The organism is Streptomyces sp. NRRL S-87 (assembly GCF_000719335.1).
In the GTDB taxonomy this organism is placed as follows: domain Bacteria; phylum Actinomycetota; class Actinomycetes; order Streptomycetales; family Streptomycetaceae; genus Streptomyces.
Window position 1 is genome coordinate 80345 of record NZ_JOGB01000013.1, and the last position, 23266, is coordinate 103610.

Consider the following 23266-nt stretch of genomic DNA (forward strand, 5'->3'; position numbering starts at 1 on the left):
CGAAAGGCGCTGGCGGCGGCGCGCACCGCCCGACCAGACTGGAACCATGGAAACCACGGTGCCGGTGCGCGACGGTGAACTCTGGGCCGACGACTCGGGAGGGGACGGGCTGCCGCTCGTCCTCCTCCACCCGGGCGTCGGCGACTCGACGACGTGGGACCCGGTCCTCCCCGCCCTGACCGCGGGCCGCCGGGTCATCCGTTACGACGTGCGGGGCTACGGCCGCTCGGCCGCCCCCACCGTCTCGTACTCCCTGGTCGAGGACCTCCGCGCGGTCCTCGACCACTTCGGGCTGGCGCGCGCGGTCCTGGTGGGGTCGAGCATAGGCGGGGCCACCGCCATCGGACTGGCCCTGGACGCCCCGGAGCGGGTGGCGGGGCTGGCGCTGGTGGTGCCCGGGGTCACCGGGGTCGACCTCATGCCGCCCGGGTTCTTCGAGGAACTGGAGAAGCTGGCCACAGTGGGCGACACCGAGGGCATCGTCCGCCTCGGCCTGGGCTTCTGGGGCAGGGCCGGCGGCAGCACGCCCGAGGCGGATCCGGTCGCCGCGGCCGCGCTGCGGGCGGCGCTGCCGGCCTGGTTCAGCAACTACGGTCGCCAGGAGCCGGGGGCGCCCGCCTACGACCGGCTGGGCGAGATCACGGCGCCGACCGTGCTGGCGCTGGGGGAGCAGGACCAGCCCGAGCTGGTCCGCGTCAACGAGGAGATGGCCCGCCGGATCCCCGGGTGCCGGCTGGTGCGGCTGGCCGGCTCCGACCACTACCCGACGCTGCGCGAGCCGGAGGCCGTGGCCCGGCTGATCGCCGAGCTGTACGCCGAGAGCGACTGAGGCCGGCCCCCCGGACGGGACGGCCCGGGCCGGACGCCGCGGACGGGACACCCTCGCCGGGCCGTCCGGACGGGACTCCTCCGGACCGGCTGCCGGATCCCGGGCCCGGACCGGATGCCCCGGACCCCCGGCCGGAGGACCATGGGCCCATGGACGACGGACGGTGGGCCGGGGTCAGCGGGCCGGCGCGGGTGGCGGCGGCCGGCGAGGGCATCGGGGCGGACGAGCTGGCGCTGGCCGCCCGCAACCACGGGCTGCCGCTGGAGGCCCTGCGCTACGACGTGACGCCCCCGGGGCTGCACTACACGCTCGTGCACTACGACATCCCGGTCGTGGACGCGCGGAGCTGGCGGCTCGGGATCGGCGGCCGGGTGCGCCGCCCGCTGAGCCTGGACCTCGCCGCGCTCCGGGCCCTGCCCGCCGCCACCCACCGCGTCACCCTCGAGTGCGCCGGCAACGGCCGGGCCCGGCTCAGCCCGCGCCCGGTCAGCCAGCCCTGGCTCACCGAGGCCGTCGGTACGGCCGACTGGACCGGCGTACCGCTGCGCGTGCTGCTCGCCGAGGCCGGAGTGGCCGCGGACGCCGTGGAGGCGGTGTTCACCGGTGCCGACCACGGCGTCGAGCGCGGTGTGGAGCAGGACTACCGGCGCTCCCTGCCGCTCGCCGTCGCCACCGACGCGGACCGCGAGGTGCTCGTCGCGTACGCCATGAACGGGGCGGAACTGCCACCGCAGCACGGGTACCCGCTGCGGCTCGTCGTACCCGGCTGGTACGGCATGGCCCACGTGAAGTGGCTGCGCGACGTCGAACTGACCGCCGCCGCCTTCACCGGCTACCAGCAGGCCGTCGCCTACCGGTTGCGCCGCGATCCGGACGATCCCGGCGAGCCGGTGACCACCATCGACCCGCGGGCCCTGCTCCTCCCGCCCGGTTTCCCCGACTTCATGTCCCGGGCCCGCGTGGTGGCCCCCGGGCCGGTGGCCCTCGAGGGCCGCGCCTGGTCGGGCGGGGCGCCCGTAGCCCGCGTCGAGCTCAGCGCCGACGGCGGGGCGGGCTGGTGGCCCGCCGACCTCGCGCCGCCGGGCGAGCACCCGTGGGCCTGGCGGCGCTTCACCGCCACCTGGGACGCGCAACCCGGCGCGCACGCCCTCGCCGTCCGGGCCACCGACGCGGCCGGCCGCACCCAGCCGCTCGACCCGGACCTCGCCTGGAACCGCGGCGGCTTCGCCAACAACCTCGTCCAGCGCGTCACGGTCCACTGCCTGGCCTGAGCCCGGACCGCCCCGCCGCCCGTCCGGCCCGCCCCCCGTGCGGACCGCTCCCGGCCCGCCACTCATCCGGCCCGCCACCCGCCGCCCGCCCAGCCCGCCGCCCGCCCCCCGTGCGGACGGCCGCCCGGCCGGTCCGCACCCTCCGGGATGGCTCGACTCCCCCTCGCGCCCGGCCCCCTACCGGCGGTACGCTCCCGGCGGCCCACCTCCTGGCCTGGACCAACTCCCCCCGCCCAGGCCGCGCCCGCCCCACCCCCCGAGGGCTGACCCACCCCTCTGACCTGCGACGCAGGGACCCCCAGGGGTAGGGGCAGGGGCCGGACAAGGGTTTTCCCGGTATCCGGTTCACCTGCCCTTTGCCTACTGTCTGTGCACCGGCGATCTCCCCGGCCGAACGACCGGTCCGTCACACCCCACAAGACGCGACCTTCGTGTGCGCCGGCCGATCCCGGACCGCAGTTGCCCCGCTTCATCGTCGCGGCGGAGGCAACCGGGGGAGCAGCGGAGTCCGGGGCGCGTGAGCAGCGCGTCCCGGCCCGCGGAACGGCACAACCGTGGCTCATCCCCACCGCACCGTGCACCACCGCAGCACGTACCACGGCACCACCGCACCATCGCAGCAGCGCCGCCCGCGGTCCCTCCGCGTACCACCGCACCACCTCGCGATCGCGCCCCCCACGACCAGGTGTCACGCACCACCGCACCACGACACCGCATCCGCGACCGCGCCGCGGCCCCCGGCGCCCTGCGACGCACACCTCCCACACATGCTCCATCCCGCCGCTTGTCCGGCATGCCCGGAAACGGTGCGGCGGGCCCCGCGAAAGGGCACACCTTGCACGCTTCCAGGCGCAGGCTCATATCCGTCGTGGCGATCTCGGCCACGCTGCTCGGCACCGCCGCCACCAGCTCGATGGCGCTCACGCACCCGTCGGTGGCCCGTGCGGCGGCCACCGGCCGGGCGCTGCCCCCGGCGGCCGCCCCCACCGGCGCGGCCCCCGTCGAGAACCTGATCGTCGGCTACAAGTCCGGTGCCACGGAGGCACGTTCCAACACGGCCGCGGACGCCGACGCCAAGGCCAAGGGTGCCAAGGCCGGCGAGAAGGTCGGCTTCGAGCGCCGCCTCGGCACCGGTGCCGCCCTCGTCGACCTCGGCGGCAAGCTCTCCGCCGCCGACGCGGCCGACGTCATGGCGCAGTTCCGCGCCGACCCGGACGTGGCCTACGTCGAGCCCGACGCCCGCGCCTACGCCATGGCCGTCACCCCCGACGACACCGAGTACGCCAAGCAGTGGGACCTCTTCGAGGCCACCGCCGGCATGAACGTCCCCGCCGCCTGGGACAAGTCCACCGGCACGGGCGTCACCGTGGCGGTCATCGACACCGGTTACGTCGCCCACTCCGACGTCGCCGGGAACATCGTCCCCGGCTACGACTTCATCTCCTCCTCCACCGCCGCCCGTGACGGCAACGGCCGCGACAACAACCCGGCCGACCAGGGCGACTGGAGCGCCGCCGGCGAGTGCGGCACCGGTTCCAAGGCCAGCGACTCGTCCTGGCACGGCACCCACGTGGCCGGCACCATCGCCGCCAGCACCAACAACGCCAAGGGCGTCGCCGGCATCGCGTACGGCGCCAAGATCCAGCCGGTGCGCGTGCTCGGCAAGTGCGGCGGCGCCACCTCGGACATCGTCGACGCCATCACCTGGGCCTCCGGCGGCACCGTCTCCGGCGTGCCGGCCAACCCGACCCCGGCCAAGGTCATCAACATGAGCCTCGGCGGCTCCGGCGCGTGCACGACCACGTACCAGAACGCCATCAACGCGGCCGTGGCCCGCGGCACCACCGTGGTCGTCGCCGCCGGCAACAGCAACGCCGACGCCAGCGGTTTCTCGCCCGCCAGCTGCAGCAACATCATCACCGTCGCGTCCACCAACCGCACCGGTGACCGCTCCTTCTACTCCAACTACGGTGCCACCGTGGACGTTTCGGCCCCCGGTGGCGAGACCCGCCGCGCGACCGACACCCCCGGCACCGTCACCACCCCCGAGAACGGCATCCTCTCGACGCTGAACAGCGGCACCACCACGCCGGGTTCGGAGATCTACAAGCCGTACCAGGGCACCAGCATGGCCGCCCCGCACATCGCCGGCCTCGCCGCGCTGCTGCTCGGTGCCAAGCCCACCCTCACCCCGGCCCAGGTCGAGTCGGCCATCAAGAACACCGCCCGCCCGCTGGCCGGCACGTGCACCGGCGGCTGCGGCACCGGTCTCGCCGACGCGGCCGCCGCCGTGGCCTCGGTCACCGGCACCCCCAACCCGGGCGGCGGCACCTTCACCAACACCACCGACCTCTCGATCCCTGACAACGGCCCCGCCGTCTCCTCGGCGATCAGCGTCACCGGCCTGACCGGCAACGCCCCGGCCACCCTCAAGGTCGCCGTGGACATCAAGCACACCTACCGCGGTGACCTCGTCATCGACCTGGTCGGCCCCAACGGCACCGTCAAGCGCCTGAAGAGCTCCTCCGGCGACAGCACCGCCAACCTGAACACCACCTACACCGTGGACGCCTCGGCCATCCCGGCCAACGGCACCTGGCAGCTGCGGGTGCAGGACGTCGCCGCCGCCGACACCGGCTACGTCGACTCCTGGAGCCTGACCTTCTGATCCACCCCCCCCCGGGGGTTCCGGGACGGCCGCCCCCACGGACCACGGGCCACCCCCCACACACGGGCCACCCCCCACGGCCCCGGCCCCACCGCCCCGGAACCCCGTCCCCCCACCTGCACGCCGTCCCACCGGACACGGACCCCCATCCCGGCCCGTTGGTACGGACCACACACAGCCTCGGACCTGCCGCTACGCCTCGTACGGCAGGTCCGACGGCATTTCGGGAACCCAAACCTCCACCTCGGTGATTTCTGCGTCACACTCCGGTGTCCGCGAGGCGGCAGACCTCGTATCCTCAGCGCTCACAGGAACGGCACAGGACCGAGACGCGGGAGGCTGTTGCGTGGCGGCCAAGGGGAACGCTGACGCACCGGTCGGTCGTGGGGAACTCGTCGCGGCGCTCGACCGCGCGCTGCACACCCACGCCCGGGCGGCGCTCTCCGGCGCGGCCGGATCCGGCAAGACCGCGGTGCTCACCGCCCTCGCCGCGGCCGCCCGCTCCCGCGGCGAGACCGTGCTGCACCTCACACCCGAGGCCGCCGACCGGCACATACCCGAGGCCGCCGTCGCCGCCCTGCTCACCTCGGTCCCCGCCGCCGCCCTCGACGGGCTGGCACCGCCCCAGCGCGCCGCGGTCGCCGTGCTGCGCCGCGAGACCGACGACCCGCGGGCCGGCCGCGACCTGATCGCCCTGCGCCTGGCGATCGTCGAGACGCTGCGCGCCCTCGCCGCCGCCGAGCCCGTCCTGGTGGTCGTGGACAACGCCCAGTGGCTCGACGGGGAGAGCGTCGACCTGCTCCGCTTCGCCCTGCGCCTGACCCCGTCCCGGGTCCGGGTGCTCGTCGCCGAGCACGTCCACGGCGGCACCCCCGCCGCCGAGGCCCTCTGCGGACCCGGCATCCGCTCGGTGGCCCTGCCCCCGCTCGACGCCGACGAGGTGGCCGAACTGCTGGTCGTCCACGGCCTGCCCGCCCGCCTCGCCGGCCGCATCCACCGCGCCAGCGGCGGCAACCCCCGACTCGCCCTCGCCCTCGGCCACTCCCTGGCGGCCTCCCGCGAACCGGTCCACCACGCCGACTCCCTGCCCGTCTCCGGGCAGGCCCGCGACGTGGCCCGCAGGCTGCTCGCCGAGGCCCCCGGCCCGGCCCGGCCCACCCTGCTGCTCGCCGCCCTGGCCACCCGGCCGACCACCGCCCTGCTGCGCCGGGCCGGCCGCCCGGGCGCCGAGGGGGACCTCGCCGCCGCCGAGCGGGCCGGCCTGGTGACCGTGGGCGAGGACGACACGGTGGAGTTCACCGCCGGGGCGCTGCCCAGCGTGCTGGCCGCGGACGCCGGCTGGTCCGAGCGCTCCGCCGGGCACGCCGCCCTCGCCGCGGCCGTCGACGACCCGGTGCAGGCCGCCCGGCACCGGGCCCTAGCGGTCGACGCCGCCTGCGCCGCCCTGGCCGACGACGTCTCCGAGGCCGCCGCCTGCTGCCGGCGGCGCGGCAACCGGGCCCTGGCCGCCGAGCTCGGCATGCTCGCCGCCGACCGGACCCCCGCCGACCGCCCGGACGAGGAGCTCGCCCGGCTCGTCGCCGCCGCCGAGGACGCCGGCTGGGCCGGCCGCGCCGACCTGGCCCGGCGCGCCGCCGAAGCGGTGCTGGCCCGCGACGCCGCACCCGCCGACCGGGTACGGGCCCGGCTCGCCGTCATCGACTCCGCCGGCCAGGCCCTCGCCGACCACGACGAGAACTTCGCCCACGCCGCCGCCGACGCCGCCGGCGACCCCGCCCTCCAGGCCCTCGTCCAGCTGCGCGTGGCGTGGAAGCTCAACCTCAGCGACGGCGACCCGGTGCGCTCGCGGGCCGCGGCCGCCGAGGCCGGCGAGCTCGCCCGGCGCGGCGGCGATCCCGTCGCCGAGGCCATGGCCCTGACCGTCCGGGCCCGGATGGGCCGCATCCTCGGCGATCCCGGCGCCGAGGAGATCCTCGCCGAGGCACTCGCCCTGCCCGCCCCCGACGTGCCGCTCGGGCTCCGCAACGCCCCCCAGTACCTGGCCGTCCGGCACGCCCTCTTCGACGACTGGCTCGACGACGCCCGCCGCCGGCTGCTCGCCCTCCTGCCCAGGGCCGAGCGCTCCGGCTCCTGCGAGGACGTCTTCGAAGTGCTGCGCAGCCTCACCGAGGTCGAGCTGCGCGGCGGCCGCTGCGCCGCCGGCCTGGCCTGGGCCCGCCGCTCCCTGCGCCTGACCATCGAGGCCGGCCTGTCACCCGGCCCGGCCTGGTACGTGGCCGCCATGGCCGAGGCCACCGGCGGCAGCTTCGCCCGCGCCGCCGGCTACGCCCGGCGCGGCATCCAGGCCTCCGAGGAGGAGCGCGACCAGGTCTTCCTCTCCCGCAACCTCTACGCCCTGGGCACCGTCGAACTCGCCACCGGCGACACCGCCAAGGCGGTGGCCACCCTGCGCCGGGTCGCCGACCTCGAGGCCGCCCAACAGGTCGTGGACCCCTCGATCCTGCGCTGGCACGGCGAACTGGCCGAGGCCCTGGTCGCCGCCGACGAACCCGACGACGCCGAGCGCCTGATCGACCACTGGCGCACCGTCGCCGTCGAACTGGGCCGCCCCTCCGTGGTCGCCGCGCTCGACCGGGCGTACGCGCTCCTCCTGGCCGCCCGCGGGGACACGGACGAGGCGGTCCGCCTGCTCGCCGAGACGGAGGTCCACTTCGCGGAGCTGGAACTCCCGCTGGAGCGCGGCCGCACCCTGCTCGCCCTGGGCCGCGTCGAACGCCGCCGCCGGCGCCGGGCGCCCGCGCGCACCGCCCTGCAGGGCGCGGCCGAGGTGTTCGCCGCAGCCGGTGCCCGCCCCTGGGCGGACCTCGCCGCCGAGCACCCCGCCCCGCTCGTACCAGGCCCCCGCGGCGACGCACACCCCGTGGCGGCGGCCCTGACCGAGGCGGAGCTGAAACTGGCACTGCTGGTCAGCGAGGGCGCCAGCAACCAGGAGGCGGCGGCCAAGCTGTTCCTGAGCGTCAAGACCGTCGAAGCCCGCCTCACCCGCATCTACCAGAAGCTGCACGTCCGCTCCCGGGCCCAGCTCGCCGGCGCCCTTCGGGGGCGTTAGGGGGCCTCGGGCGGACCAGGCCCGGGCCGGGCCGTGATCCGCCGCACACCCCCTCGCCGGCGCCCGCGGTCAGCCCTGCTCCGGGAGCCCGCCGCCCTCCCGACCGGGGCCCGTGCCGTCGTGCGTACCGACCCCGCCGAAGCGGTTCCGGAGGAGCTCGGCCAGGGTGGTGGTCTGCCCGGGTTCCGCGGTCGAGCCGTTGATCAACGCCATGGCGCCGAGGGCGAGGCTGTCGGCGAGGTTCTCGATGCTGTTGCCGAACTCCTCCGGGCGCGCCGCGTAGCGCAGCGCCAGGCCCTCCTCCATCGCGGTCATGAGGGCGGCGAAGGTCCCGAGTCCGATCTCGCCGCGGAGTTCGAGGTTGGCCGCCGCGAGGATCGCCCGGTAGGCCTCGCTCCACCACTCGGTGGCGGCCGCGTAGAAGCGGGCCAGCGCGTCACGGAAGACGGGGGCCACCGGATCCATGACGCAGATCAGGAGCTTCATCCGGAACAGCGGTCGGGCGAAGACGTCCTCCAGCTCGGCCCGCGCGATGGCGCGGGCGGCGGCCGCCAGGTCGGCCGCCCCGACCACCTCTGGTGCCGCGTGCTGCGCCATGCCCCGGTGGGCGGCGTACTGGCCGGGGTGGAGGGACCACGTGAACAGGTCGCAGTAGTAGTCGGACATGGTCCGCCAGCGGTGTTCGAGCACGCCGCGCGTCGCGCGGGGCTCCCGGTGCTCCCGGTAGCGCGCGACGACGCGCTCCTGAGTGGGCCAGACGACGCGGAGGGGGAGGTCGGACGTCGCCCTCGGCTCCTTGAAGCTGGCGGATATGGCGTCGAGGCCGGCCTCCAGCAGCCACCGTGTCTTGGGGTCGGCGCGCTGGGTCGCCGGGTTCCGTAACCGGGTCAGGGCGGTCATGGGATCGGTCGGGTCGGCGGATCGACCCTCGCCTGCTGTCATGCGCCAGATCGTATGGGCATGCGTGATCCCATGGGGCTGACTCCTTGTGACCCGGTCCGCCGGGCTCCGAGAATGCGGCGGGGGGCCGGTCGGCCCCTCTTTCCACCTTCCTCGCGCCCGCAGGGCCGCTTCGCCGTGCCCGCGCGCCCTCGAACCACCTGTGCGAAGGGATCGGTCCATGAGTCAGACCCGGACCCGCACGTCGCCTCCCCCGTGGCGTGCGCTGCTCGTCGTGCTCGCCCTGGTGCTCGGCGTGCCGGGGCTGCTGCCCGCGGCGGCGTCCGCCGCGTCGGGTACGCGAACCGCGGCGGACGCGACGGGGCGGCCGCCCACCGCCTCCGCGACGCTGGACGACCCCGGCTTCGACGCCGGCGCGGCCGGCTGGACGGTCTGGCCGGGCGGCACCAGCAACTTCACCACCTACGGTCCGGGTGTCGTCGGCAACGACCCGTTCGAGGGGAACGGGTTCGCGGCCACCAACACCAGCGTCGCCGGCGGCGGGTTCTACCAGGACCGGGCCGCCTGGATCCCGGCCGGCACGACCTACTGCGTGTCGGCGGAGCTGGCGACCCAGGGCGCGGCGGGCGGCGCCCGCGGCACGCTGGCGCTGTGGTTCGTCGGGAGCACGGCCTCGGAGAGCTCCGACAAGCACGTGACCGGACTCGGCGGCGGCAACGACTGGACCCGGGTGGACGTGTGCCACACCGCGTCGAGCCCCCACACGGCCGTGCGCGTGCAGTTCTACCCGGAGCCCGACAGCCCGACCATGGTCGTCGACGCGGTGGACCTGCACCGCAGCTTCGTGACCGCGGCCGGGTTCAACCGCTCCGCCGCCGGCTGGAAGCTCTTCCCGGGGACCCGCAGCAACTTCACCACCTACGGCGACGGGGACACCAATCCCGCGTACGAGGGCTCCGGTTACGGCGCGACGAACACGCAGGACCCCGGTGGCGGCTTCTACCAGGACGTGCCCGCGTCGGCCGTCGGCGGGACGTCGGGAACCAGCATGTGCGTCTCGGCGTACGTGGCCTCGCAGGGCCCCGGCGGCGGCGCGTCGGGCACGCTGGCGATGTGGTTCCTCGGCTCCGCGCAGCCCGCCGCCACGAAGGCGTACGGCGACCTGCCCGGCGGCAACGGCTGGACCCGGATCCAGACCTGCGGCACGGCCCGCGGGAACTTCTCCGCCGTGCGCGTGCAGTTCTATCCGACCCCGGGCACCAACACGACCGTGGTCGACGCCGTCGACCTGCACCGCGACGGGATCACCGGTCCCGGGTTCAACCCGGGCGACCCGAACGCCTGGCAGGGCGGTGCGGCCCTCCTGGTCAGCCGCGATCCCTCGCCGGTGCCGGGCGAGTTCGCCGGCGCGTACGAGGGCGACGGCTACGCCGTGCTCGACCCGACGGCGTCACCCGGCTCCAAGTACCAGGACGTCACCGTGAACGTGCGCGCCGGTGAGTCCTACTGCGTCGACGTCATGGTCACCACCTACCTCGCGCGCGGTGGCGGCCGGGCCACGGGGACCCTGGCCCTGTGGTTCCTCGGCGACCCGGGCGAGCCCTCGGTCAGGCCCTTCACCGCCCCGCGGGCGGGACAGCCGTGGGCCCGCCTCACGGTCTGCGGCACGGCCCTCGCCGACCACCGGACCGCGCGGGTCGAGTTCTACCCGTCCGGGTCCGCGAACCTCGCCGTCGACGCGGTCGACCTGCACGGGACCGCCACCACCGACACCGGCTTCAACCGGACCGACACCTCCCTCTCGGCCACCCTGAAGTACCACGACCAACTCCAGGGCGCCGACCGGCCCATCCGCCGCGGCCGCGTGGAGGTCTGGCGGTTCGCCCCGCACGTCGGCCCGCTGTGGACCTGGGCGATGGAGCGGGTCCTGACCACCGACGCCAGGGGCCGGGTGGCCACCTCGTTCCCGTTCCAGCAGTCCGGCATCGTCTACGCGCTGCGCGTCGTGGCGCAGAACCCGGCCGCCGCCGTCCGGCCGAACCCCCGTACCGCCGGCGACTGGATCCCGATCGGGCTGAACCTCAGCGGCACCATGTGGCGGGAGCCCGGCGACCGCAACCCGATCGAGTACACCGTCCGACAGACCGCGCAGGCGCTCGACTTCTCGTGGACCTTCGCCGGCTGGTCGGCGCAGCACTTCAACATCACCGACACGCTGCTCTCCGCCCGCGACTACGCGGCCGCCCGCCGCGCCGACACCGACCGGCTCACCCGGGTGGACGTCACGTGGCTGTCCTACGACGCCATCGCCAAGGCCCCTTACTACAACCCGGTCGAGTCGGCGATCAAACTGCCCTCCGGGGCATGGAACGGCATCCAGGTGCCCTACGACGACATGATCCTCGCCCACGAGTACGCGCACTTCCTCGAACACCATCTCGGCGCCTTCTACGCCATGCCCACCGTCCACACCGGCTGCGACGGCTTCGACGCCCAGCACGCCTGGTCGGAGGGGTTCGCCGACTACTTCGCGCCGGCGGTCAGGACCGCGTACCCGGCGGCCCGGCTGACCGGCAGCGGGGTGAACCCGGAGCGGTCGCCGCAGTGCCCGGGCTCCGCCGAACCCGGCAGCACGCTCGAGTCCCGGGTCGCGGCCACGCTCTGGGACCTCGACGACGCGGCCGTCGGCACCAGCGCCGACGACGACCCCGCCGGCGGCTACGGACCGACGGTCTTCCGGATCCTCGACAAGGACCTCGACCGCGCCCCGTTCCCGGGTGTCGCCCGCGGCTGCCCGACGATCAACGGCTTCCGCAGCGCCTGGCAGGCCCGTGGACTGCCGATGGCCACCCTTGACGCCGTGTTCGCCCTCAACGGCATCGGCACCGGCTACCGTCCCTCCGCCGGCGGCCTGTACTGCACCAGCACCAACGGCTGAGCCGGCGGCGGCCGGCCGGGGTGCGGAGGAGGCGCCCCGGCCGGCCGCCGGTCCAGGGTGCGCAGGAGCCGGCCCCGGCCGGCCCGCCGGTTCAGGCGCCCTGCGGGTCGCCCGCCGCCGCTGCCGAGGGCCGCTCCCCGTCCGCCCACGCCGCCGAGGACGGGCCGGCGTCCACCCCGTACGGCCGGTAGACCACCAGCGCCCCCGGCAGCTGCTCGACCACCAGCTCGGTGGGCGCCGCGGCGTACTCGCCGTCGTACGCCAGCAGCGTGCCCGGCGGGATGTCCGCGATCGGCAGGGAGCGCCGCCGGGTCGCGGTGTGCAGCGGCGAGCGGGTCAGCGGCCCGGTCATCGCCGCCGCCAGCAGGCGCGGGCCGGGCCGGCCGCCGCCGTGCGCGAGCCGCACGTCCAGGGCCCGCTCGTCCAGGGCGAACCGCCGCCGGGGCACCGGCCCCGAGCCGTAGTACGTGCCGTTGCCCGCGAACAGCAGCCACACCGACCGCGGCCGCCCGGCCACGGTCAGCGACACCGGCCGCTCCTCGCGCAGCACCCGCCAGGCCGCCAGCAGCGCGGCCGGGCCGCCGCCGATCCGCGGCGCCCACCGCTCCCGGCGGCGCACCAGCTCCGGGTAGACGCCCAGGCTGAAGGTGTTGACGAAGCAGACGGGCCGGCCGTCCGGGCCCGGACCGGGGGTGAGGCGCCCGACCGACACCCGGACCGCCTCGCCGGCGGCCACCGCCCGGCAGACCCCGGCGGCGTCCGGCAGCCCCAGGTCGGCCGCGAAGTGGTTGAGGGTCCCGCCGGGGAAGACCGCCAGCGGCAGCCCGGCCCGCTGGGCGATCGTGGCGGCCGCGCTCACCGACCCGTCGCCGCCGCAGATCCCGAGCACGCGGCAGCGCCCGGCCGCCTCCTCCAAGGCCGCCACCAACTCCTCGCCCGTACACGCGACGAACTCGGCCGCGGGCAGGGCCTCCGCCAACGCGGCGCGGACCTCCTCCGCCGGACCGGCGCCGAACCCGGCGCCGAACCCGGCGCCGAGCCCCGCGCCGCCCGCCACCGGGCCGGAGGCCACCCCCGAGCCGGTGTTGGCGACCACGACGAGTCCGGCGCCGTCCGGCAGCGCGGGCGCGTCCGTCGCGGGCTGCTCCGGCCCCGGGGCCGCCCGCCGCCGCTCGCCCGCGCGGGCGAGGGAGCGGACGCACAGCGCCGCGCCCACCCCGAGAGCCGCCCCCGCCAGCACGTCCGCCGGGTAGTGCACGCCCGTGTAGACGCGGGAGACCGCGACACCGGCGGCCACCGGCACGGCCACCGCGCCCCAGCCCCGGTGCTCCAGGGCCAGTCCGGTGGCGAAGGCGAAGGCCGAGGCCGAATGCCCGGACGGGAAGGACGTGGTGGTCGGGAACCGGGTCGGCCGCCGGGCCGCCGGCACCACCTCGGCCAGGGGCCGGGGGCGGCGGACGGACCACTTGCCGACCGTGTTGATGGTGGCCGAGGCCAGCGCGAGCGAGGCCGCGGCCCGGGCGGCCGCCCGGCGGGCGCGCGGCGAGCCGAACACCGCGAGGGCGCCGGCCCCGGCGAGCCACAGCACCCCGTGGTTCGCGGCCCGGCCCAGCCGCGGCAGGACCCGCTCCGCGCCCGGCCAGTGTTGTCGGGCCACCGCCTCGAACAGCCGTCGGTCCCGGTCCGCGAGGGTGCCCCGCCAGGTGAGGGGCGCGCCGTGGGCTCCACCGCCCGGGGCCGTTCCGGGCGGTGGGTGGACCGCGGGATCCTCGGCTCGCGTCACATCGGCTCCTTGTCTGTCCGTCATCGATGTCCGTCCGTCGTCGGTCCGTCATCGGTCCGCCGTCGGTACTTCGACCGCGTCTACCCGCCGCCCGGCGCCCGATGCCCCCGGCCGCCGGGACTCCTCGCGCCGGCCGACCGGCCCGCCGCGTCTGCACGGGGCGGGCGCCGTGGCCCTCGTACCCAAACTAGCCGGAGCAAAGCGGCGAACCGGGCATTGCGGCCATCGGATGCCCGGGCGCGCGCGGCCGTACGGGCGTAGGGCGAGTGATGCGTGTGACGTACGTGTCAGCGCCCGACACGCAGGAGAACGGTTGTCCGGATGGCGCGGATCGGATCTACTGCTGTCCATGTCCCGGACGGGGCATATTCACCGGGAGGGCGGAACGAATGAGTGCGGATCGGGCGGACAGACGCCGACGACCCTCAACCCATCGGCGCCGCACGGGATTTCGTGGCAGGGGCGCGCTGGCCTTCGCGATCGCCTCGTTCCTGACCGTGGGCGTGTGCGCCGCCACCGGAATCGCCTGGGACCCGTTCGGCAAGGACGCCCCCCAACGCGCCACCGGGCCGGTCCGGATCGGCACGCCCTGGTCGAGCGGACCCGGGCCCGACGACGGCTACGGCCGTACGCCCGGCGGCGGTTCGAGCACCCCCGGTGGGGACGACGGCAAGAGCGGGGGCGGCGGCGCCAAGCCCACCCCCCGCCCCGGAGACCCGGACGGCGACTGGCGCCCCAGCGGCGCGCTGCCCTTCGACATGCCGTCGCCCGCGACGCTGCGCAAGAGCAAGCGCCTGGTGTTCGCGCACTACTTCACCCCGTACCCGCTGTCGCTCGACAACGCCCGTGCGGAGACGGACTACTACACCCGCAACTACCTCAAGCCGCAGGGCGAGGGCGGCAAGCACAGCCGGTACGGCGGCCTGCTGCGCGACCGTCCGCTGCCGGTGTCGCCCAAGCCGGGCGACTGGGAGTACGCCAACCTCCAGCGGGAGGTGCGCACCGCCCGCGCCGCCGGTCTGGACGGGTTCACCGTCGACCTGCTGTCGCTGTCCGGCAAGAACTGGGAGCGGACCAACATGCTGATGCGGGCGGCCCGTTCCGTCGACCCGCACTTCAAGATCATGCCGATGCCGGACATGACCTCCATCAACCCGGAGCCGACCACGCTCGCCGACGCCCTGGCGAAGCTGGCGGCTCAGCCGGCCGCGCACCGGCTCGGCGACGGCCGGCTGGTGGTCTCGCCCTTCAAGGCCGAGGCCAAGCCGGTCGGTTGGTGGAAGCAGGTCATGGACCTGCTCAAAAGCCGGCACGGAGTGCGCACCGCGCTCGTCCCGCTCTTCCTCGACTACGGCGCCCACTCCGGTGAGTTCTCCTCCATCAGCTACGGCTTCTCGGAATGGGGCAGCCGCTCGTACGTGGGCCAGGAGAGCGCCACCCGCGACGTCCGCCGGGCCCACGGCCTGGGCAAGATCTGGATGCAGCCGGTCTCCGTCCAGGACGCCCGCCCCAACCAGGGCGTCTACGACGAGGCGGGCAACACCGCCACCCTGCGGGCCACGTGGAACCACGCCATCGACGACGGCGCCGACTGGGTGCAGCTGACCACCTGGAACGACTACTCCGAGGGCAGCCAGTTCGCCCCCTCGCTGCACAACGGGCACGCGTACCTCGACATCTCCGCCTACTACCTGACCCGCTTCAAGACGGGCTCCTGGCCCGGCATCGTGCGCGACACCGTCTACCTGACCTCGCGCGTGCAGTTCGCCCGCACCGCCCCGACGGGCGGCCAGAAGCTGCTGATGGCCCCGCGCCGGGGCACCGCCACGCCGCGCGACACGGTGGAGGTGCTGAGCTTCCTCACCGCCCCCGGGTCCGTACGGGCCACCGTGGGCGGCAGCGGGTCCACGTACAAGGCCCCCGCCGGGCCGCACGCCGAGCTCTTCCCGCTGCGCCCCGGCACCAGTTCGGCCGTGGCCCGGCGGTCCGGGAAGACGGTGGCCTCGGTGGGGCTGGACTACCCGGTGACCCAGGTGGTGCAGGTGCAGGACCTCCAGTACTACGCGGCGACCAGCGGCCGGGACGAGTAGCGGGAGCAGTACGGGGCGGCGGGGCGCGGGGCGCGGGGCGGACGGTCTTCCGTCCGGCCCCGCCCGCCGGGCATGATCGCGGGAACACCCGTGCGGGGCAACCGGACCCCGCCACGAGACCCCGGAGGCACCGGTGCCCCAGCCGCACACCCCTGCGGAGTTCCCCGGCGGACGCGCCCTGTTCAGGCTCGACCCGGACATCTCGCACCTCAACCACGGGTCCTTCGGAGCGGCCCCCGTCCCCGTGCTGGAGGTGCAGGCCGCCGTGCGCGAGGAGCAGCACGCCGACCCCGACGCCTTCTTCGTCGGCGCCCCGGAGCGCATCGCCGAGGCCCGCGTCCGTCTGGCCGCCCCGCTCGCCGCGGACCCCGACGGCATCGCCTTCGTGGCCAACGCGACAGAGGGTGCCAACGTTGTCATGAACTCCCTCGACTTCGACGAGGGCGACGAGATCCTGGTCACGGACCACGGCTACGGCACCGTCACCGCGGCCGCCGCCCGCCGCGCCCCGCTGCGCACCGTCGCCCTCGACCCGGAGCTGCCGGACGAGGACGCCGTGTGCGAGGCCGTCCTGGCCGCCGTCACCCCGCGCACCCGGGCCGCCGTGCTCGACCACATCACCTCGCCCACCGCCCGCCTGGTGGCCGGGCCGCGGCTGCTCGCCGAGCTCGCCGACCGCGGGGTCACCACCATCGTCGACGGGGCGCACGCCCTGGGCATGCTCGCCGAACCCCTCGCGGGCGGGGCCGACTTCTACTTCGGGAACCTCCACAAGTGGGCCTACGCGCCGCCCGGCGCCGCCGTCCTGGCCGTGGCACCCGCGCACCGCGCCGCCATCCGGCCGCTCTCGCCGTCCTGGGAGGACCACCACGGCTTCCCGCGCTCGCTGGAGTGGCGCGCCACCGCCGACTACACCGCCTGGCTCGCCGCCCCCGAGGGGCTGGCGTTCCTCGACGGCCTGGGCGCGGAGAAGGTACGGGCCCACAACGCCGCGCTCGCCGCGTACGGCAGCGAGGTGCTCGCGGACCGGCTCGGGCTGCGCCCGCTGCCGTACGCCGACGGCGTCGCGATGCGCTCGCTGCGACTGCCGGCCGGGGTCGCCGACACGCTGGAGCGGGCCAGGGCGCTGCGCGAGGAGATCGCCGACCGGCTGCGGATCCGGGTCACCGTCTGGGGCTGGGAGGGCGCCGGCGGCATCCGGGTGTGCGGGCAGCTCTACAACCGGCCCGAGGAGTACGAGGCGCTGGCCGTCGGGCTCGCCGGGCTGCTGGACCGCTGAGGGCGGTGGGGTGGGGGAGCCGTGGTCCTGTCAACCGCCTCCCCCCCCACGCACACCGCCACGCGACCCGGGGTGATCAGCCGCCCGGAACGGGGCGCGGGATCACCCGCGGCGCAGCAGGTACGTGTCCATGATCCAGCCCTTGCGGGCCCGGGCCTCGGTGCGCAGCTCCTCGATCCGGTCCGACACGTCCGCGAGCCGTCCCTGGACCAGGATCTCGTCCGGCGTGCCCACGTAGGCGCCCCAGTAGATGTACAGGTCCTGGTCGAGGTGGCGGGTGAAGGCGTGCCGGGCGTCCAGCATGACCACCACGTCGTCCACGTCGGCCGGCCAGCCCTCGGCCAGTCGCCGCCCGGTGGTGATCTGAACCGGCCGGCCCACCCGGTTCAGGGTCGTACGGTGCTTGGCCAGCAGCGCGGAGACGCTGCTGATGCCCGGCACGACCTCGTGCTCGAAGGCCACCCGGCCCCGCTCGCGGACCTCGTCGAGGATCGCGAGCGTCGAGTCGTACAGCGCCGGGTCGCCCCACACCAGGAACGCGCCCGTCTCGTCCTCGGCGAGGTCCTCGGCGATGAACCGCTCGAAGAGGTGCGAGCGCGCGCTGCGCCAGCCGTCGACCGTCGGCGCGTAGTCGGCCGGGGTCCGGTCGCGGTCCGGGTCGAGCCCCTCCACCAGGCGGTGCCCGGGCCGGCCGTGCGCGGTCAGCATGGCCCGCCGCAGGTCAGTGAGGTCAGCCTTCTCCTCACCCTTCTCCAGGATGAGGAACGCGTGCGTCGCGCCGATCGCCTTGACCGCCTGGAGGGTCAGGTGGTCGGGGTCGCCCGCCCCGATGCCGATCACATAGAACTTCTTCACCCGGCCGAGTCTGCCCCATGCCGTCCGTCCCCCGGACATCAGGGCCGGGCCGGGGCGTCCTCGCTATGCTCCCGGGCATGCGCGTCGCCCTGTTCGTCACCTGCGTCAACGACGCGCTCCACCCCGGCACCGGCGTCGCCGTGGTGCGGCTGCTGGAGCGGCTCGGCGTGACGGTCGACTTCCCCGCCGCCCAGAGCTGCTGCGGCCAGCCGCAGTACAACACCGGCTACCGGCACGAGACCGAGCCGCTGCTGCGCCGAACCGCCCGCGCCTTCGAGGGGTACGAGTACGTGGTCACCCCCTCCGGTTCGTGCGCCGCGATGGTCCGCGAGCACTACCCGCGCATCGGCCGGCGGGCGGCCGCCGAGGGCCGCGGCGGAGAGCTGGCGGTGCTCGCGGACGGGCTCGCCCCCCGTACGTACGAGCTGACGGAGTTCCTCGTCGACGTGCTCGGCACGGTCGACGTCGGAGCGTACTTCCCGTACGCCGTCACGTACCACCCGTCCTGCCACGGGCTGCGCTCCCTCGGACTCGGCGACCGCCCGCGCCGTCTCCTGCGCGCCGTCAAGGGCCTCGACCTCGTCGAACTGCCCGGAGCCGAGGAGTGCTGCGGCTTCGGCGGCACCTTCGCCGTCAAGAACCCCGACGTCTCCGCCGCCATGGGTGCCGACAAGGTGCGCGCCGCCCTCGGCACCGGCGCCGACGTGCTGTGCGGCGCGGACAACTCCTGCCTGCTGCACCTCGGCGGCACCCTGCGCCGGCAGGGCGCGCCACTGCGCACCCTGCACCTGGCGGAGATCCTGGCGAGCACCGAGGAGGACTTCCGATGAGCGGCGACGGCGCCACGTACCTGGGCATGCCGGGTTTCCCGGCGCATCCGCCCGCTCCTGCCCCCGGCCCCGCTCCGGTACCCGGCCCCGCTCCCGCCTCCTCCTTCCCGGCCTTCCCCGAGGCGGCCCGGGCCGCCGTGCACGACGAGCGGCTGCGGGCCAACCTCCGGCACGCCACCCGCACCATCCGCGACAAGCGCGCCCGGGCCGTCACCGAACTCGCCGACTGGGAACGGCTGCGGGAGGCCGGCCGCGCCATCAAGGACCACACCCTCCGTCACCTCGACCACTACCTCATCCAGTTGGAGGAGGCCGTCACGGCGGCGGGCGGCACCGTCCACTGGGCCGCCGACGCCGCCGAGGCCAACGCGATCGTCACCGCCCTCGTCGAGGCCACCGGCGAGCGCGAGGTGGTCAAGGTCAAGTCCATGGCCACGCAGGAGATCGGACTCAACGAGGCCCTGGAGGCCGCGGGCATCGCCGCGTACGAGACCGACCTGGCCGAACTCATCGTGCAGCTCGGCCACGACCGGCCCTCGCACATCCTGGTGCCCGCCATCCACCGCAACCGCGCCGAGATCCGCGACGTCTTCCGTGCGGAGATGGCCCGTTGGGGCCGGCCCGCGCCGGCCGACCTGACCGACCGGCCCGCCGACCTCGCGGAGGCGGCCCGCCGCCACCTGCGCGAGAAGTTCCTGCGCGCCAAGGTGGCCGTCTCCGGAGCCAACTTCATGGTCGCCGAGACCGGCACCCTCGTGGTGCTGGAGTCCGAGGGGAACGGCCGGATGTGCCTGACCCTGCCCGAGACCCTGATCTCGGTCGTCGGCATCGAGAAGGTGGTCCCCACCTTCCGCGACCTGGAGGTGTTCCTGCAGACCCTGCCGCGCTCCTCCACCGCCGAGCGGATGAACCCGTACACCACCATGTGGACCGGCACCACGGACGGCGACGGCCCGCGCGCCTTCCACCTCGTCCTCCTCGACAACGGCCGCACCGACACCCTCGCCGACGAGGTGGGCCGCCAGGCGCTGCGCTGCATCCGCTGCTCGGCCTGCCTGAACGTGTGCCCCGTCTACGAGCGTGCCGGCGGGCACGCCTACGGCTCCGTCTACCCCGGCCCCATCGGCGCGGTCCTGTCCCCGCAACTACGCGGCACGGACAGCCCGGTCGACGCGTCCCTGCCGTTCGCCTCCACGCTCTGCGGGGCCTGCTACGAGGTCTGCCCGGTCGCCATCGACATCCCCGAGGTGCTGGTGCACCTGCGCGAGCGGGTGGCGCAGGGCGGCCCGGTCACCCGCGAGGGCGTACGGGTCCGCATCCGGCCCGCCCGGGGCCACGCGGCCGAACGCGCCGCGATGCGCGCCGCCCGCTGGACCCTGGACCACCCCGCCGCCCTGCGGGCGGGGGAGCGGCTGCTGGCCCGGGCCCGCCGGTTCCGCCCCCGCCGCCTGCCCGGCCGCACGGGCCGCGCCTGGACGGACACCCGAGACCTGCCGGAGCTGCCCGCGGAGTCCTTCCGCGACTGGTGGCGGCGCGAACGGGGCGGCGACTGACGTCGCGCACGGCGCGATCGGGACGGCAGCCGCTGTGCGCACGGCGCGATCGGGCCGGCGACTGATGCACGCACGACGGGGCGGGACCGCCCCCACGACCGGCGCACCGGAGGGACCACGCACCATGGACAGCAGAGAGCGCATCCTCGCGCGCATCCGGCGCGCCCGGGGCGAGTCGGCCCCGCCGGCCACGGCCGCCGCGTACGCCACCGACGTCCCCCGGGACTACCTGACCGTGCACGGCACCCGCACCCCCGCCGAGCGCGTCGACCTGCTCGCCGAGAACCTCGCCGACTACCGAGCCGTCGTCCACCGGACGGACGAGGACGGCATCGCCCCGCTCCTCATGCGCCTGCTGGCCGCCCGCGGCTCCGGGGAGGTCCTCGTCCCCCCGGCCCTGCCGCCGCACTGGCTGTCCGCGGCCGGCCCGACCCGCATCCACGACCTGCCGCGCTGGACCACCCACCGCCTGGACCGGGTCGGCAGCGTCGTGACCGGCTGCGCCCTCGCCGTCGCCGAAACCGGCACGCTCGTCCTCGACGGATCCCCGGACCAGGGCCGGCGCCGGATCTCCCTCATCCCCGACCACCACATCTGCGTGGTACGGGTGCCCGACCAGGTCGTGGACTCCGTACCCCAGGCACTCGCCCGCCTGGACCCGGCCCGCCCGCTCACGTGGATCTCGGGTCCCTCCGCCACGAGTGACATCGAACTCGACCGAGTGGAGGGCGTACACGGCCCCCGCACACTGGAAGTCGTCCTGCTTGCGACAGACTGATCCCATGTCCGCACATATCGCCCTGACCGCCATCGTCGTCCTCGACTACGACGAGGCCATCGACTTCTACACCCGCGCCCTCGCCTTCGAGCTCGTCGAGGACACCCCGCGCCCCGACGGCTCGCGCTGGGTCGTGGTCCGCCCCCGCGGCGCCACCGAGTCGGCGCTCCTCCTCGCCCGGGCCAAGAACGACGAGCAGCGGGCCCGCGTCGGCGACCAGACGGGGGGCCGGGTCGGCTTCTTCCTCCACACCGACGACTTCGCCACCGACCACGCCCGCATGACGGCCGCGGGCGTGCACTTCCTGGAGCAGCCGCGCCACGAGCCGTACGGCTCCGTGGTCGTCTTCGAGGACCTCTACGGCAACCGCTGGGACCTCCTCCAGCCGAAGTAGCCCCGACCGGCCGCCGCGGCCCGGGCGACCCTCGGTACCCGTCACCCCACCCCCCGCAGCCGCGGCGCCTCCGCCCCCGCGTCCACCGGCGCCGCGCCGGCGCCGCCGCCGGCGGCCACCCGCCCACCCAACTCCCGAGCCCACCCCACGAGCCCCACCAGGTCCAACCCGTACGGCCCAGGCCCAGACCCAGGCCCCGGAGCCGCAGCCCGGCCCGGCCGCCACTCCTCCAACCCCTGCGCGCCCCGCAGCAACAGCCGCGCCCCGCCCGTCGCGTTGCCGCGCGCGGCGTGCGTCAGCCCGACGGCCAGCTGCGCCAGGGCCCGCCACAGGCCTGCCTCCTCCGCGGGGCCGGACTTCCACGCGTCCTCGAACACCTCGTGCGCGTGGAACGGCATCCCCGCGTCGAGCAGCCGCTGCGCCTCCCGCACCGTGTCGTCGGGGCTGCGCACCACCCCCTCCGGCTGCCGCTCGACCCCCTCGGCCCCGTACGGCAACGGCCGCCCGAGCCCGTCCCGCGGCCGCGCGCTCCGCGCCCGCCCCTCACCGTCCCGGTCCCGTTCCATGCCCCCATCCTCCCCGGCCGCCCCGCCCGTGTCAGCGCAGCCCCCGACGTGCGGTAATGTTCTTCCTGCACGCCGGACCGGGGGAAACCCCAGGTCAGCGAGCACCGGGACGTGGCGCAGCTTGGTAGCGCACTTGACTGGGGGTCAAGGGGTCGCAGGTTCAAATCCTGTCGTCCCGACCACGCGGAAACGCAGGTCGGAGGCCGTTCTCTCATCCATGAGAGGACGGCCTTTGGTGCGTCCGGGGCCAGGGTGGTCGCAATGTGGTCGTACGTTCGGTCCGTGGCAGGGCGGCGGCCATGACGCTGAAGGCCGGCGGCGCGGGGGAGCGGGGTCGGCCGAGGGCCTCGCGGAGCTGCTGCAGGGGGTCGCCCGGTGGTCGCAGCAACGTTGGGCGGATCGCTTCGGGGCAGCTCGGGACGTTCGAAGGTTCCTGAACCGCTTCTTCCGGGCTCCCCGCCCGCTTGTGAGCGGGTGGGGAGCCGCGCGTCACCGATGAGGACCTTCCGGCCGGCCCGCGGCGGAGCCTCCGGCCGGAAGGCGGGCGGGCGGTTCGTTGGCTTCTGCTCGGTTCAGGTGCTTGCGTCAGAGCGCCGAGATGGAAGCCGGTGCGCGTTCGCTGCGGCTCAGTGCGCGCAGGACGTTGGTGGCGCCGTGCCGGCGTAGGGCGATCCGTGACAGCAAGTCCACGACGGTCTCGACGGCAGGGGCCGGGAACTCGGGGGTCGGCAACCCGACGCTGTGCGCAAGGTCGTCGGAGTGAACGGCAAGCTCCAGCATCCGGCTGGCGACGAAGTCGTCGAGACCGATCGACCACGGCCCCCAGGTGGGCCGACGTACCAGGCGATCCGGCGCGGTGGGCAGGACGTCGCGCAGTTCCTCGACGCATGCGGCGACTCGCGCGGCCAGGGCGGCCGGACCGTCAGCCGCCTCTTCCTCGCCGCCGGATCGAATGGCCTGGTTGAACGGAGTGTCGAGGTCCGAGCCGATCCAGCTGACCCGCGCGTAGTACTCGTGGATCGAGATGGCGGGCTCGGTAGGTACCGGCTCTGCCAGCACCGTGGGGATGAAGAAGACCTGCCCGGCCAGGTGACCCGCCAGCCCCTGGACGCTGAGCTTCGCCAGTGCGGAGGGCTGGTGCCAGTCGTCGGCGACCTCCGGTGCGGCCAGCAGCTTCGCCGCTGTGTCCGCCACACTCAGGTAGAGCTCCCTCACCTGTGTCACCTTGCTGTTCCCCCTGTCGCTGTCGGTGGGTGCCTGCCCGGTCAACCGCGCGGCAGGGACGACGCATTCCCGGCGGTGGCCCGGCCGGCAGGGGGTATGTGTGGTGGCGCCCTCGTTTTCATCTGCCGTACATGGAACGCCGGTTCCGCTTCACCTACTCTCGTCGCCATGGCAAACCCACACCCCGGAACCGCCGGGC

General features: G+C 75.3%; 16 protein-coding genes and 1 tRNA gene. 12 read left to right on the forward strand and 5 right to left on the reverse strand.

Translation table 11 applies throughout. The features are described 5' to 3' along the window. The first annotated feature begins 46 nt into the window (after positions 1-46). The 4 genes from IF43_RS0110765 to IF43_RS0110780 all read left to right on the forward strand — a co-directional run bounded on the left by IF43_RS0110765 (position 47) and on the right by IF43_RS0110780 (position 7877). Entirely contained in the window at positions 47-829 is a 783-nt protein-coding gene (locus IF43_RS0110765) for an alpha/beta fold hydrolase (protein WP_030197422.1), read from the forward strand. Positions 830-978: 149 nt separating this feature from the next. Further along, entirely contained in the window at positions 979-2100 is a 1122-nt protein-coding gene (locus IF43_RS0110770; protein ID WP_030197427.1) for a sulfite oxidase, read from the forward strand. Positions 2101-3013: 913 nt separating this feature from the next. Next, positions 3014-4768 carry a S8 family serine peptidase gene (locus IF43_RS0110775; RefSeq protein WP_078910063.1) on the forward strand — a complete coding sequence of 585 codons (1755 nt, stop codon included), beginning with the start codon at positions 3014-3016 and terminating at the stop codon, positions 4766-4768. A 346-nt stretch (positions 4769-5114) separates the two neighbouring features. After that, positions 5115-7877, forward strand: coding sequence for a LuxR family transcriptional regulator (locus tag IF43_RS0110780; RefSeq protein ID WP_030197432.1), 2763 nt, complete (start codon positions 5115-5117; stop codon positions 7875-7877). Positions 7878-7946: 69 nt separating this feature from the next. Here IF43_RS0110780 and IF43_RS0110785 read toward each other — a convergent pair whose 3' ends face one another. After that, positions 7947-8819, reverse strand: a complete 873-nt coding sequence (locus tag IF43_RS0110785) for a hypothetical protein (protein WP_158939269.1) — start codon at positions 8817-8819, stop codon at positions 7947-7949. A 178-nt stretch (positions 8820-8997) separates the two neighbouring features. Here IF43_RS0110785 and IF43_RS0110790 point away from each other — a divergent pair, with 178 nt between their 5' ends. Beyond that, positions 8998-11715, forward strand: coding sequence for a hypothetical protein (locus IF43_RS0110790; protein WP_030197438.1), 2718 nt, complete (start codon positions 8998-9000; stop codon positions 11713-11715). Positions 11716-11806: 91 nt separating this feature from the next. On the opposite strand, the gene IF43_RS0110795 is transcribed toward IF43_RS0110790, so the two are convergent. Beyond that, positions 11807-13372 carry a bifunctional phosphatase PAP2/diacylglycerol kinase family protein gene (locus IF43_RS0110795; RefSeq protein ID WP_234332094.1) on the reverse strand — a complete coding sequence of 522 codons (1566 nt, stop codon included), beginning with the start codon at positions 13370-13372 and terminating at the stop codon, positions 11807-11809. Between the two features lie 629 nt (positions 13373-14001). On the opposite strand from IF43_RS0110795, the gene IF43_RS0110800 reads away from it, so the two are divergent. Both IF43_RS0110800 and IF43_RS0110805 read left to right on the forward strand, forming a co-directional pair. After that, positions 14002-15588: a glycoside hydrolase family 71 protein gene (locus IF43_RS0110800; RefSeq protein WP_051795077.1), complete on the forward strand. Its 1587-nt coding sequence runs from the start codon at positions 14002-14004 to the stop codon at positions 15586-15588. Positions 15589-15721: 133 nt separating this feature from the next. Continuing rightward, the gene (locus IF43_RS0110805; RefSeq protein ID WP_030197450.1) at positions 15722-16867 is read left to right on the forward strand and encodes an aminotransferase class V-fold PLP-dependent enzyme; all 1146 of its coding nucleotides are present in this window, start codon (positions 15722-15724) and stop codon (positions 16865-16867) included. Between the two features lie 102 nt (positions 16868-16969). On the opposite strand, the gene cobF is transcribed toward IF43_RS0110805, so the two are convergent. After that, positions 16970-17722 carry a precorrin-6A synthase (deacetylating) gene (gene cobF, locus IF43_RS0110810; RefSeq protein WP_030197454.1) on the reverse strand — a complete coding sequence of 251 codons (753 nt, stop codon included), beginning with the start codon at positions 17720-17722 and terminating at the stop codon, positions 16970-16972. A 77-nt stretch (positions 17723-17799) separates the two neighbouring features. Between cobF and IF43_RS0110815 the strand changes: the two genes are divergently transcribed. The 4 genes from IF43_RS0110815 to IF43_RS0110830 all read left to right on the forward strand — a co-directional run bounded on the left by IF43_RS0110815 (position 17800) and on the right by IF43_RS0110830 (position 21277). After that, positions 17800-18552: a (Fe-S)-binding protein gene (locus tag IF43_RS0110815; RefSeq protein ID WP_030197457.1), complete on the forward strand. Its 753-nt coding sequence runs from the start codon at positions 17800-17802 to the stop codon at positions 18550-18552. Then, positions 18549-20105 (forward strand): lactate utilization protein B, encoded by a 1557-nt coding sequence (locus IF43_RS0110820; RefSeq protein ID WP_030197459.1) that lies wholly within the window; start codon positions 18549-18551, stop codon positions 20103-20105. The genes IF43_RS0110815 and IF43_RS0110820 overlap by 4 nt, the downstream gene beginning before the upstream one ends. Positions 20106-20229: 124 nt before the next feature. Next, positions 20230-20883, forward strand: coding sequence for an LUD domain-containing protein (locus tag IF43_RS0110825; RefSeq protein WP_030197461.1), 654 nt, complete (start codon positions 20230-20232; stop codon positions 20881-20883). 4 nt (positions 20884-20887) lie between these two features. After that, positions 20888-21277 (forward strand): VOC family protein, encoded by a 390-nt coding sequence (locus IF43_RS0110830; RefSeq protein WP_030197466.1) that lies wholly within the window; start codon positions 20888-20890, stop codon positions 21275-21277. 41 nt (positions 21278-21318) lie between these two features. Here IF43_RS0110830 and IF43_RS0110835 read toward each other — a convergent pair whose 3' ends face one another. Next, entirely contained in the window at positions 21319-21843 is a 525-nt protein-coding gene (locus IF43_RS0110835) for a DUF309 domain-containing protein (RefSeq protein ID WP_030197468.1), read from the reverse strand. A gap of 105 nt (positions 21844-21948) precedes the next feature. Between IF43_RS0110835 and IF43_RS0110840 the strand changes: the two genes are divergently transcribed. After that, positions 21949-22025 (forward strand) — tRNA-Pro (locus tag IF43_RS0110840). 403 nt (positions 22026-22428) lie between these two features. On the opposite strand, the gene IF43_RS0110845 is transcribed toward IF43_RS0110840, so the two are convergent. After that, the gene (locus IF43_RS0110845; protein ID WP_234332086.1) at positions 22429-23058 is read right to left on the reverse strand and encodes a maleylpyruvate isomerase N-terminal domain-containing protein; all 630 of its coding nucleotides are present in this window, start codon (positions 23056-23058) and stop codon (positions 22429-22431) included. Between the last annotated feature and the right edge of the window lie 208 nt (positions 23059-23266).

What these genes read in the sequence shown, in the direction of transcription:
- IF43_RS0110815 (WP_030197457.1), top strand. Translation starts at nt 17,800, where the DNA reads ATGCGCGTCGCCCTGTTCGTCACCTGCGTCAACGACGCGCTCCACCCC.
- IF43_RS0110790 (WP_030197438.1), top strand. Translation starts at nt 8,998, where the DNA reads ATGAGTCAGACCCGGACCCGCACGTCGCCTCCCCCGTGGCGTGCGCTG.
- IF43_RS0110830 (WP_030197466.1), top strand. Translation starts at nt 20,888, where the DNA reads ATGTCCGCACATATCGCCCTGACCGCCATCGTCGTCCTCGACTACGAC.
- IF43_RS0110785 (WP_158939269.1), bottom strand. Translation starts at nt 8,819, where the DNA reads ATGACAGCAGGCGAGGGTCGATCCGCCGACCCGACCGATCCCATGACC.
- IF43_RS0110825 (WP_030197461.1), top strand. Translation starts at nt 20,230, where the DNA reads ATGGACAGCAGAGAGCGCATCCTCGCGCGCATCCGGCGCGCCCGGGGC.
- IF43_RS0110820 (WP_030197459.1), top strand. Translation starts at nt 18,549, where the DNA reads ATGAGCGGCGACGGCGCCACGTACCTGGGCATGCCGGGTTTCCCGGCG.
- IF43_RS0110765 (WP_030197422.1), top strand. Translation starts at nt 47, where the DNA reads ATGGAAACCACGGTGCCGGTGCGCGACGGTGAACTCTGGGCCGACGAC.
- IF43_RS0110775 (WP_078910063.1), top strand. Translation starts at nt 3,014, where the DNA reads ATGGCGCTCACGCACCCGTCGGTGGCCCGTGCGGCGGCCACCGGCCGG.
- IF43_RS0110835 (WP_030197468.1), bottom strand. Translation starts at nt 21,843, where the DNA reads ATGGAACGGGACCGGGACGGTGAGGGGCGGGCGCGGAGCGCGCGGCCG.
- IF43_RS0110770 (WP_030197427.1), top strand. Translation starts at nt 979, where the DNA reads ATGGACGACGGACGGTGGGCCGGGGTCAGCGGGCCGGCGCGGGTGGCG.